The 10,015-nt window shown below is 64.3% G+C and carries 10 protein-coding genes; 7 read left to right on the forward strand and 3 right to left on the reverse strand.

What is annotated here, in order from left to right:
• The coding region (locus tag EN879_RS39735) for a formate--tetrahydrofolate ligase (RefSeq protein WP_245493794.1) at positions 1–818 on the forward strand (818 nt) is incomplete at its 5' end.
• Between the two features lie 67 nt (positions 819–885).
• Here the strand turns inward: EN879_RS39735 and EN879_RS05005 are convergent.
• Positions 886–1,530 carry a cysteine hydrolase family protein gene (locus EN879_RS05005; protein WP_013529947.1) on the reverse strand — a complete coding sequence of 215 codons (645 nt, stop codon included), beginning with the start codon at positions 1,528–1,530 and terminating at the stop codon, positions 886–888.
• A 126-nt stretch (positions 1,531–1,656) separates the two neighbouring features.
• On the opposite strand from EN879_RS05005, the gene EN879_RS05010 reads away from it, so the two are divergent.
• A complete protein-coding gene (locus EN879_RS05010; RefSeq protein ID WP_063168858.1) occupies positions 1,657–2,652 on the forward strand; it encodes a helix-turn-helix domain-containing protein in 996 nt (331 codons plus the stop codon).
• A 5-nt stretch (positions 2,653–2,657) separates the two neighbouring features.
• On the opposite strand, the gene EN879_RS05015 is transcribed toward EN879_RS05010, so the two are convergent.
• A complete protein-coding gene (locus EN879_RS05015) occupies positions 2,658–3,215 on the reverse strand; it encodes a sugar O-acetyltransferase (RefSeq protein ID WP_063168859.1) in 558 nt (185 codons plus the stop codon).
• Positions 3,216–3,350: 135 nt separating this feature from the next.
• Between EN879_RS05015 and EN879_RS05020 the strand changes: the two genes are divergently transcribed.
• From EN879_RS05020 to EN879_RS05035, 4 genes are all read left to right on the forward strand, one after another.
• Complete coding sequence (locus EN879_RS05020; protein ID WP_013529944.1) at positions 3,351–3,812, forward strand: membrane protein; 462 nt, start codon at positions 3,351–3,353, stop codon at positions 3,810–3,812.
• Positions 3,809–5,185, forward strand: coding sequence for an FAD-containing oxidoreductase (locus EN879_RS05025; protein WP_063168860.1), 1,377 nt, complete (start codon positions 3,809–3,811; stop codon positions 5,183–5,185). Before EN879_RS05020 ends, EN879_RS05025 begins: the two co-directional genes overlap by 4 nt.
• 125 nt (positions 5,186–5,310) lie before the next feature.
• A complete protein-coding gene (locus EN879_RS05030) occupies positions 5,311–6,483 on the forward strand; it encodes an MFS transporter (protein WP_127273965.1) in 1,173 nt (390 codons plus the stop codon).
• An 86-nt stretch (positions 6,484–6,569) separates the two neighbouring features.
• Complete coding sequence (locus EN879_RS05035) at positions 6,570–7,625, forward strand: succinylglutamate desuccinylase/aspartoacylase family protein (protein ID WP_127273966.1); 1,056 nt, start codon at positions 6,570–6,572, stop codon at positions 7,623–7,625.
• A gap of 1 nt (position 7,626) precedes the next feature.
• Here EN879_RS05035 and EN879_RS05040 read toward each other — a convergent pair whose 3' ends face one another.
• Positions 7,627–8,397 (reverse strand): isocitrate lyase/phosphoenolpyruvate mutase family protein, encoded by a 771-nt coding sequence (locus EN879_RS05040; RefSeq protein WP_013529940.1) that lies wholly within the window; start codon positions 8,395–8,397, stop codon positions 7,627–7,629.
• A gap of 319 nt (positions 8,398–8,716) precedes the next feature.
• Here EN879_RS05040 and EN879_RS05045 point away from each other — a divergent pair.
• On the forward strand, positions 8,717–10,015 hold a 1,299-nt coding region (locus tag EN879_RS05045), incomplete at its 3' end, for an anthranilate synthase component I (protein ID WP_127273967.1).

The following is a 10,015-nucleotide window of genomic DNA, read 5'->3' on the forward strand; positions in this document are numbered from 1 at the left end:
CCACGACGGCGCTCAAGCTCGCCGACTATGTCGTCACCGAAGCCGGCTTCGGCGCCGATTTGGGTGCTGAAAAGTTCTTCGACATCAAGTGCCGCAAGGCGGGCCTGAAGCCGGCAGCGGCGGTCATCGTCGCCACCGTGCGCGCCATGAAGATGAATGGCGGCGTCAAGAAGGAAGACCTCGGCAAGGAAAACGTCGAAGCGGTGAAGAAGGGCTGCGCCAATCTTGGCCGCCACATCGAGAACATCAGGCAGTTCGGCGTGCCGGCGGTGGTTGCCATCAACCATTTCTATTCCGACACCGACGCCGAGATCCAGGCGATGAAGGACTATGTCGCCTCGATGGGCGAAGAAGCGATCCTGTGCAAGCACTGGGCACACGGCTCGGCCGGGATCGAGGATCTCGCCAACAAGGTGGTGGCACTGGCCGAATCCGGCGCCTCGCAGTTCGCGCCGCTCTATCCCGATGCCATGCCGCTGTTCGAGAAGATCAACACCATCGTCCAGCGCATCTATCGCGGCTCGGAAGCGATCGCCGACAAGTCGGTGCGCGACCAGCTCAAGGCGTGGGAAGACGCCGGCTACGGCCATTTGCCGGTGTGCATGGCCAAGACCCAGTATTCCTTCTCGACCGACCCGAACCTGCGCGGCGCGCCGACCGGCCACACCGTGCCGGTGCGCGAGGTCAGGCTTTCGGCCGGTGCCGGCTTCGTCGTCATCATCTGCGGCGAGGTCATGACCATGCCGGGCCTGCCGAGGGCGCCGTCCTCGGAAAAGATCTTCCTCAATGAGGCCGGCAATATCGAAGGCCTGTTCTAAAATCCTTCAATTCAAACAGAAAGGGCGCCGCAGCGATGCGGCGCCCTTTCTGTTTGTTCGGATAGCCCTAAGCAGCGCTGCGCGACAGCGCCCGCTGGTTGGAGCCGAAGATCGTGTCGCGCTCCGGCAGCGCGCCGGTCTGCAGGCACTCCACCCATTCGGCGGTCTTGAGCACGGCGGCGAAGCGCGACTGCAGGATGATCGTGACCACGCGATGGATCTCCTCGGCCGAGGCGTAGCCGGCGCTGTTGGCGTAAGGCACCGAGCCGGTCGCATCCGACAGGAACTCGACGGCAAAGCCCATATGCACGGCGTGGATAATGGTCGACAGGTCACAATTATGCGTCATGTAGCCGACCACCGTAATCGTATCGATGGCATTGGCGCGCAGCCAGTCTTCCAGATCAGTGCCGGTGAAGGCGGAGGGCAGGTTCTTTTCGACATAATGGTCGCGCTTGCGCCTGGCGATTTCGGGATGCAGTTCGCCGCCGTGACTGCCCTTGGCAAAGATCGGCGAGGTCTCGGGCGCCATCTGCTTGACGACCACCACCTTGATACCGGCAGCAGTCGCTGCATCCATGGCGCGTGCCACATTGACGACGCTGTCGCGGAACGGCGGATGCTGGATGGCGAGATTGCCGCCGTCGTAATCGTTCTGCACATCGACGACGATCAGCGCCCGGCGCGGCGTGGTGTTGGCTGGGTCAGACATGGTGTTTCCTTTCCGGCTTGAATTCGATGGATGGAAGATAGGCGGGCTGCCAGACAGCCGAAAGTGACCCGATTGACATCATTCGAAAGAATTGGGACAATCCGCATTCAACCGCTGGAAGCACCCATGAACGACCCGATCATTGCCGTCCTCGCCTTCGACGGCATCAGCCCGTTCCATCTTTCCGTACCGTGCCTGGTCTTCGGCGAGGACAGGACGGCGCTTGGCCTGCCGCGCTTCGACTTCCGCATCTGCGCGGTCAAGGCCGGGCCGATCCATACCGAAGCCGGGCTGACAATTGCCGCGCCGCATGGGCTCGAAGGGCTCGACGGCGCCGATATCGTCATCATCCCGAGCTGGCATCATCTGAGCGAACCGGTATCGCCGCTGCTGATGGAAGCGCTGCGCCATGCGCACCAACGCGGCGCCTTGATTGTCGGCCTGTGCCTCGGCACCTTCGCCATTGCAGCGGCCGGGCTGCTTTCGGGCCGACGTGCCGCGACGCACTGGGCCTATTGCGAACAATTGCAAACACTCCATCCCGACATCGCTGTCGATGCCGCGGTGCTCTACGTCGACAATGGCGATGTCGTGACCTCGGCCGGCGTCGCCGCCGGCCTCGACTGCTGTCTCCACATCGTGCGCGCCCGCTATGGCGCGGAAGCAGCACTGCGGCTTGCTCGCCAGATCGTGCTTTCCCCGCATCGCCAGGGCGGCCAGGCGCAATTCATCGAGCATCCGGTGGCAAGAAGCGCGGACGCCGACCGCTTCACCCAGGCCCTCGACGCGGTTCGCGCGACGCTTGGCGAAGCGCATAGCCTGGACCGCGTGGCCGAGGCCGCCGGCCTGACCCGCCGCACCTTTACCCGTCGCTTTCAGAAATCGATCGGCGCCAGCTTTGGCGATTGGCTGACCAGCCAGCGGATCGAACTGGCGCAGCGTTTGCTGGAAGCGACGGAGAAATCCATGGACATGATCGCCTTCGAAGCCGGCTTCGGCAGCGCCACCTCGCTGCGCCAGCATTTTTCGGCACGGCTCAAGACATCGCCTGCGCAGTATCGGCGCGAGTTCTCCAGGCGGGTCGATCAGGAAGAGCGCATGACGTATGTCCTGTCGTCCTGACCTGTTCAGCCCCGCTTGACCGGCCGCGCCGGATTGCCGATCACCGTGGCGTTCGCCGCCACGTCGCGCGTCACCACCGCACCGGCGCCGACGATGGCGCCTTCACCGATGCTGACGCCGCCAAGGATGACGGCTGAGCCGCCGATCCAGGCATTGGCGCCGATCTCGATCGGTCGGGCGATCTCCAGTCCGGCCTGCCGCCCACTGGCCTCCTTGTGGTGCTCGGCGCAGTAGATCTGCACGTTCGGGCCGAGCAGCGTTGCCTTGCCGATGCGCACGCTCGCCGTGTCGAGGATGGTGCAGCCGGTATTGAGGAAGACGCCGTCGCCGAGAAAGATGTTGAAGCCATAGGCGCAGTGGAACGGCGCCTCGATACGGGCGCCCTCGCCGGCTCTTCCCAGCAGTGCCTTCAGACCCGGCCCGAGATTGCCGCGTTGACGAGGCGGCAGCAAGTTGTGCTCGAACACCGCATCGCGCGCTATCATCCGCAACGACTCCAGTTCGTCATCGATGCAGGTATACCATTCGCCGGCCACCATTTTCACGCGCTCGCTCTCAGCCATGATGCGGTCTCCAGTTCACGTCCTTGCAAAGCACAAGTGCAGCCAAAAGCGCCGATGCCAGTACTGGTCAAATATTGGACCTATGGTAGCCTGTGACTCAAGGCCGTCTTGGCCCGTGATCGAGGGGGATCGACCATGCTCTACATTCTCGCACTTCTGATCGGCGTCATTGCCGGTCTTCGCGCCATGACGGCGCCGGCCGCCATTGCCTGGGGCGCTTATCTCGGCTGGCTGACGGTTGCCGGCACTTGGGCGAGCTTCATGAGCCATTGGGCGGCTGTCGGCATCTTCACCATCCTGGCCATCGTCGAGCTGGTCACCGACCAGTTGCCGTCGACGCCGAGCCGTAAAGTACCCCAGCAATTCGGCGCCCGCATCGTTACGGGCGCTTTCACCGGCGCGGTGATCGGCGCCACCGGTGGCGCCACCATCGGCGGCCTGATCGCGGGCGCCATCGGCGCTGTCATCGGCACGCTTGGCGGCGCCGAAGCTCGCGGCCGGCTCGCGGCCGCCTTCGGCAAGGATCCGCCCGCCGCCTTTATCGAGGACGCGGTGGCGATCATCGGCGGCCTGCTGATCGTAGCGGCGGTGGCATGACGACGAAAATCTTCGACGCCATCATCATCGGTGCCGGACAGGCTGGCCCTCCGCTGGCCGGGCGGCTGACGGCCGCCGGCATGAGCGTCGCGCTGATCGAGCGCAAGCTGGTCGGCGGCACCTGCGTCAACACCGGCTGCATGCCGACCAAGACCATGGTCGCCAGCGCCTATGCCGCGCATCTGGCGCGCCGCGCCGCCGACTATGGCGTGACGCTCTCCGGGCCGGTCGGCGTGGATTACAAGGTGATCAAGGCGCGCAAGGACAAGGTCACAAACGACGCTCGCGGCAATCTCGAGACCTGGATTGCCGGCATGGACAAGTGCACCCTCTATCGCGGCCATGCGCGTTTCGAATCCGCCAACACGGTGCGCGTCGGCGACGATCTGCTGACCGCCGAAAAGATCTTCCTCAACACCGGCGGCCGCGCCTCGGTGCCCGACCTTCCCGGCATCCACGACATCGACTATCTGACCAACTCGTCGATGATGGATCTCGACGTGCTGCCGCGCCATCTCGTCGTCGTCGGCGGCAGCTACATCTCGCTCGAATTCGCTCAGATGTTCCGCCGCTTCGGCGCGGAAGTCACCGTCGTCGAGAAGAGCCCGCGCCTGACCGGCCGCGAGGACGAGGATGTCTCCGCCGCCATCCTGTCGATCCTCGAAAACGAAGGCATCGCGGTCCATGTCGGCGCCGACGACATTGCCTTCGCCAGACAGGGTGACGACATCGCCGTGACCTTCTCCGCCGGCAAGCCACCGGCGGTCGGCTCGCATGTGCTGCTGGCGCTGGGGCGCACGCCCAACACCGACGATCTCGGCCTGGAAAGGGCCGGCGTCGAGGTCGACAAGCGCGGTTTTGTCACCGTCGACGACCAGCTGCGCACCAGCGTGCCCGGCATCTGGGCGATGGGCGACTGCAACGGCAGGGGCGCCTTCACCCACACCTCCTACAACGACTACGAGATCGTCGCCGCCAATTTGCTCGACAACGATCCGCGGAGGGTCAGCGACCGGATCGAAGCCTATGCGCTCTACATCGACCCGCCGCTTGGCCGCTGCGGCATGACCGAGGCCGCAGTGAAGAAATCCGGCCGTCGCGCGCTGGTCGGCCAGCGGCCGATGACCCGCGTCGGCCGCGCTATCGAAAAGGGCGAGACGCAGGGTTTCATGAAAATCCTGGTCGATGCCGACACCAGGGAGATCCTCGGCTGCTCGGTGCTCGGCCCCGGCGGCGACGAGGCTATCCATTGTGTGCTCGACCTGATGTACGCCAAGGCGCCCGTCGACACGCTGGCGCGTGCCGTGCACATCCATCCCAATGTTTCGGAGTTGCTGCCCACCATTGCCCAGGAGCTGAAGCCGCTGGCGTGACAGCCCGTTGAAGACCCATTTTAAAGCTCTTCCTTTTCTGCATCGCTGCAATGCAGCAATGCAGCTTGCGCACGGTGGCGTGCTTCGCGCAGTCTGGAATTGAACCGATTCAGTCTGGACGCACCATGCCCTTGCCGATCCTTGCGCTTGCCATTGCGTCCTTCTGCATCGGCACCACCGAATTCGTCATCATGGGCTTGCTGCCTGAGGTCGCCGCCGACCTCGGCGTGTCGATCCCCGCGGCGGGCCTGCTGGTTACCGGATATGCGCTGGGCGTCGTCTTCGGCGCCCCGATCGTCGCCATGGCCACTGCGCATTTGCCGCGCAAGCCGGTGCTGGTCGGGCTGGCCGTGCTGTTCGTCGTCGGCAATCTGTTTTGCGCCATCTCGCCCAACTACTGGACGCTGATGGCCGCGCGTGTCTTCACCGCTTTCGGCCACGGCGCCTTCTTCGGCATCGGCTCGGTCGTTGCCGCCAGCCTGGTGCCGCGCAACAAGCGCGCCAGCGCTATCGCGCTGATGTTCGCCGGGCTGACGCTGTCCAACATCCTGGGTGTTCCCGCCGGAACCGCACTTGGCGAAGCGTTCGGCTGGCGCTCCACCTTCGTTGCCGTGGTCGGTATCGGCCTGATCTCGGTGGCAGCGATCGCCTGGTTGGTGCCGTCCGATGGCGCCGAGCCAAGCGGTGGCGGCCTGCGCGGCGAGCTGCGCGTGCTGGGCAAGCTGCAGGTCTGGCTGGCCATGCTGATCGCGGCGCTGACCTCCGCAAGCCTGTTCACCGTCTTCACCTACATCAAACCCTACCTCACCGAGGTATCGGGCTTGTCGACCTCGGCAGTCACGTGGGTTCTGCTGCTGTTCGGCGCGGGCATGACCATCGGCAACATTATCGGCGGCAGACTGGCCGACTGGAAACTGATGCCGACAGTGATCGGCACCCTGCTGCTGATGGCCCTGCTTTTCGTTGGATTCAGGCAGTTCGGCGCAATCGCCAGCGTTGCCATCGGCATCGTCTTCCTGTGGGGCCTGCTCATCTTCGTCGTCGTGCCGCCGTTGCAGATCCGGGTCGTCGAGGCGGCCTCCGAGGGACCGAACCTCGCCGCCACGCTGAACCAGGGCGCCTTCAATATCGGCAATGCCAGCGGCGCCTGGATAGGCGGCGTGGCCCTGTCCGCCGGTGTTTCCTATGCCAATTTGCCGCTGGTCGGCGCAGCACTCGCTGTTTTGGCGGTCACCGCCGCTGTGCTGTCGCAGGCGCTGGACCGGCGCGCGCCGGTCATCCCGCTTCCGGCTGAATAGTCTCTTGCGCCCATAGCGCGGCAGGCTGGACCAATCGACATCGGCGCCTTCAAATCGCATGTCTCTCGCTCCTGATGGAGGAAGTCATGCAGAAATCGATCGAACGCATCGCCGGCGAAAGCGAAGGGGTTTCCTACGAATTCCCGCTGTTCCGCTTCACTGGTTCCGACAAGGCTGCTCCTTCGGCCTATCTGCAGGCGGCACTCCATGCCGGCGAGTTGCCGGGTGTCGTCGCCATCGACGCGCTGATGCCGATGCTCAACAAGGCTGAAGCCGAAGGCCGCATCAAGGGCAATCTCACCATCGTGCCCTGGGCCAATCCGATCGGCCGGGCGCAATATCATTTCGGCGAGCATCAGGGCCGCTTCCATCTCGGCACGCGCACCAATTTCAACCGCGGCTTTCCGCTGCTCGCGGCGCCCGACACAGCGCTCTTGCCCGACACCACCCTTGGCAGCGTCGACCAGCGGCTGAAGACGCGGCTGGTGCAGCTCTCGCTCGGCCACGACATCGTGCTCGACCTGCACTGCGATGACGAGGGCCTCGCCTATCTCTACGTCCACACAAGCCTGTGGCCTGATATGGCCGATTGCGCCGCGGCCATGGGCGTCGACGCGGTCGTGCTGTGGAGCGAAGACACCGACGGCACCTTCGAGGGCGCCTCGATCATGCCCTATCAGACCGCCCCCGCCGATGTGGCCAAGCTCGACCGTCGCGTCGCCACCACCGTCGAATATCGCGGCATCCTCGATGTCGATGGTGCTTTGGCCGCCGCCGACGCCGACGGCCTCTACCGGCTGCTGGTGGCGCGCGGCGTGATCGCCGACAGCGCCCTGCCCGCGCCGGGTCCTTTCACCGGCTTCGTGGCGCCATTGGAAAACATCGACATGATGCCGGCGCCACGGGCCGGTGCCGTGCTCTACGACGTGAAGCCCGGCGACCGCGTCGCCAAGGGCGCGCGCCTCGCCACCATCGTCCATGCACCGGGTGAAACCGATGGCCGCACCGAAGTGTTCGCGCCGCAGGACGGCATCATCCTGACCCGCCGCTCGCGCCGCATCATCCGCGCCGGCGAAGATCTTCTGAAGCTGGTCGGCGACAGGAAGAGCACTGATGCCCGGTCGGGAACGCTGGAGGACTGACTTAGCCCGAAATAGCCAGTCGCGCTTTCGCCTCCAGCCATTCCGCCATCTGCCGGTAAGGCACCGGGCCGTGACTGATGCGGGCGACACCCAGTTCCGCCAGCCGCTGGCGCGGCGGCACATGCGCCAGCGCAATGATGTTGACCGGCAACGCAATTGCCTTGCAGAGCGTCTCGATCAGGCCTTCGTCGCCAAGGCCCGGCGCAAAGAAGCCGTGCGCGCCGGCTTTTTCGAAGGCCTGTGCGCGCTCGATGGCCTGGTCGAGCAGAAGGTCATCATGCGCATCCGGTTTCGCCTTGAGGAAGATGTCGGTTCGAGCGTTGATGAATGCCGGTATGCCGGAAGCCTTGACGGCCGCCGCCGCGGCTTCGATGCGCTTTGCCTGCACGGAAATGTCATGCAGGCCGCTGCCACCGACAATCTGATCCTCGAAATTGAAACCGATAGCGCCGGCCCGCAGCGCCAACGTCACCGTGCGAGCGACGATTTCCGGGTCAACGCCGTAGCCGCCCTCGAGGTCCATGGTCACCGGCAGGTCGACCGACCCGACGATGCGCTTGATGTTGTCGAGCGCCAGTTCCAGCGGGATTTTCTCGCCATCGGCGTAGCCGAACGCGGCCGCGACCGGCCAGCTTCCGGTGGCGATCGCCTTGGCACCCGCTTTCTCGATGATCTTGGCCGAACCCGGATCCCAGGCATTGTAGAGGACGACCGGGTTGCCCTTGACGTGGAGGGAATGAAACGTCCGCGCACGCTCGATCTGCTCGGTCATGGTTATTTTCCCGTCTTCCTGCTGTTGGATGAGCACTCTAAGCGGCACTGTCGGCTCTGGCGATGTGCCATGAGCCTGAGAAGCGGCGGCCAACGAACAGACTTTCAAACCTGTTGCGCATCCTTCTTTTCGCAGCTATGGATTTCGCCATGAATATGCGTTCGATCAAGACCATTTGGTGGTGGGCCTGCTGACAGCGGCCTGTTCGAACACGTGCGCGTGAATAGAGAGGGTGGCCGCAACGGAAAGTCCGGGCGGCCATTTGTTTTTTCCAAGCCATTCCCGGGTCCGTTGCCCCAAGAAGCTGATGGAGACGGCAATGACGATGAAGGTTCTGGAAAACGGCGCGGAAAGTTTCGTGACCGCGGGTGGCATCACCATCACCCGCGCGCGCCACGACCGGCCGTATGCGGGCGCGATCGACGCTTACGTCGACGGCCTGAATTCGCGCCGCGGCGCGGTGTTTTCCTCAAACTATGAATATCCCGGCCGCTACACGCGCTGGGACACCGCCATCATCGACCCGCCTCTGGTTATCTCCGCGCGCGGCCGCGCCATGCGTGTCGAGGCCCTCAACGGCCGTGGCGAGGTGTTGTTGCCGGTCATCGGCAAGGCGCTGGGTAGCCTGGCCGATATCACCATCGCCGAGACATCGAAAAGGCTCATCCGTCTCGACGTCGCCAAGCCCGGCCGTGTCTTCACGGAAGAAGAGCGCAGCCGCGTTCCTTCGGTGTTCACGGTGCTGCGCGCCATCACCGCTCTGTTCAAGACCGAGGAAGACGCCAATCTAGGTCTCTACGGCGCTTTCGGCTACGATCTCGCCTTCCAGTTCGACCCGGTAGACTACAAGCTCGAACGCAAGCCAAGCCAGCGCGACCTGGTGCTGTTCCTGCCTGACGAGATCCTGGTCGTCGACCATTATTCGGCCAAGGCATGGACCGACCGCTACGACTATGCCGGCGAGGGTTTTTCGACCGAAGGGCTGCCGCGCGACGAAATCTCCGAGCCGTTCAAGAGCCCCGACCGCATCCCGCCGCGCGGCGACCATGAACCCGGAGAATACGCCGACCTGGTGCGCAAGGCGATGGATTCGTTCAAGCGCGGCGACCTGTTCGAGGTCGTGCCGGGCCAGATGTTCTACGAGCGCTGCGAGACGCAGCCGTCCGAGATTTCGCGCAAGCTGAAGGCCATCAATCCGTCGCCCTATTCCTTCTTCATCAATCTGGGCGAAGGTGAATATCTGATCGGCGCCTCGCCCGAAATGTTCGTGCGCGTCAACGGCCGCCGCGTCGAGACCTGCCCGATCTCGGGCACCATCAAGCGCGGCGACGACGCAATTTCCGACTCAGAGCAGATCCTGAAACTGCTCAACTCGAAGAAAGACGAATCCGAGCTGACCATGTGCTCGGACGTCGACCGCAACGACAAGTCGCGGGTCTGCGAGCCGGGTTCGGTGCGCGTTATCGGCCGGCGCCAGATCGAGATGTATTCGCGCCTGATCCATACGGTCGACCACATCGAAGGCAGGCTGCGCGAAGGCATGGATGCCTTCGATGCCTTCCTGTCGCATGCCTGGGCGGTCACCGTCACCGGCGCGCCGAAGCTATGGGCCATGCGC

This window comes from Mesorhizobium sp. M7A.F.Ca.AU.002.02.1.1, assembly GCF_003998535.1.
GTDB classification, from domain to species: domain Bacteria; phylum Pseudomonadota; class Alphaproteobacteria; order Rhizobiales; family Rhizobiaceae; genus Mesorhizobium; species Mesorhizobium ciceri.